Origin of the sequence: Microbacterium sp. B24, assembly GCF_000333415.1 — a bacterium.
Lineage (GTDB): Bacteria > Actinomycetota > Actinomycetes > Actinomycetales > Microbacteriaceae > Microbacterium.
The window spans coordinates 1-1412 of record NZ_BADB01000057.1; the positions used below are offsets into that span (position 1 = coordinate 1).

The 1412-nt window shown below is 69.3% G+C and carries 1 protein-coding gene and 1 pseudogene; both read left to right on the forward strand.

All coding sequences use genetic code 11. From position 1 onward, the window contains the following. Positions 1-810: serine hydroxymethyltransferase (locus tag I5I_RS01280; protein WP_036315457.1), on the forward strand; the 810-nt coding region annotated here is incomplete at its 5' end. 120 nt (positions 811-930) lie between these two features. After that, positions 931-1389: pseudogene (locus I5I_RS01285) on the forward strand (tetrahydrofolate dehydrogenase/cyclohydrolase catalytic domain-containing protein); the annotation flags it as partial. Positions 1390-1412 lie beyond the last annotated feature (23 nt).

A 1412-nucleotide genomic window follows, 5' to 3' on the forward strand; every position in this document is an offset into this window, starting at 1 on the left:
ATCGACATGGACGAGGTCGAGCGCCTCGCCGTCGAGCACGAGCCGAAGGTCATCATCGCCGGCTGGTCGGCTTATCCGCGCCAGCTCGACTTCGCGCGCTTCCGGGCCATCGCCGACAAGGTCGGTGCGTTGCTGTGGGTCGACATGGCGCACTTCGCCGGGCTCGTCGCCGCGGGCCTGCACCCCTCCCCGGTGCCGCACGCGCACGTGGTGAGCTCCACCGTGCACAAGACCATCGGCGGACCCCGCTCGGGCTTCATCCTCACCAACGACGCCGACATCGCCAAGAAGATCAACTCGGCGGTCTTCCCCGGCCAGCAGGGCGGCCCGCTCATGCACGTGATCGCCGCGAAGGCCACGGCGTTCAAGCTCGCCGCGACCCCCGAGTTCCGCGAGCGTCAGGAGCGCGTCATCCGCGGCGCGGCGATCCTCGCCGACCGGCTCTCGCAGCAGGACGTGAAGGATGCCGGGATCTCCGTGCGTTCGGGCGGCACCGACGTGCACCTCGTGCTCGTCGACCTCCGCGACGCGGCGATCGACGGCAAGCAGGCCGAAGACCTGCTGCACGAGATCCACATCACGGTCAACCGCAACGCGGTGCCCAACGACCCGCGTCCGCCCATGGTGACGTCGGGACTGCGCATCGGCACCCCCGCGCTCGCGACCCGTGGCTTCGGTGACGCGGAGTTCACCGAGGTCGCCGACATCATCGCGCTCGCGCTGCTGCCGGACGCGGATGTCGAGTCGCTGCGCACGCGCGTGGCCGCGCTGACCGCCGCCTTCCCGCTGTACCCCGGCCTCGCCCAGTAACGGCTCGCCATCCCGGCATCCCCTGTCTGCGAGACACCACCTTCGCACCGAGAAACCGTCTGGCGACGTGTGTCTCGGTGCGGGAGTGGTGTCTCGCGGGACGATTTCTGAGGAGAGAACATGACGGCACAGAAACTCGACGGCCGCGCGACGGCCGCGGCCATCAAGGCGGAGCTCGCCGAGCGCGTCGCGAAACTGAAGGCGCACGGCGTCACACCGGGCATCGCCACGGTGCTGGTGGGGGCCGACCCGGCATCGCAGCTGTACGTCGGGATGAAGCACCGTGAGTCCGAGGCGATCGGCATGAACTCGATTCAGGTCGAGCTGCCGGCCGACGCCACGCAAGCCGACGTCGAGGCCGAGATCGACCGCCTCAACGCCGACCCGACCTGCCACGGCTACATCGTGCAGCTGCCGCTGCCGCGTCACCTCGACACGGATCGCATCCTGGAGCGGATCGATCCGGCCAAAGATGCCGACGGCCTGCACCCGACCAACCTCGGCAAGCTCGTGCTGAACGTCAACGACGAGATCACCTCGCCGCTGCCGTGCACGCCGCGCGCCGTGATCGAGCGACTCTAGAGGATCCCCGGGACCGAGCT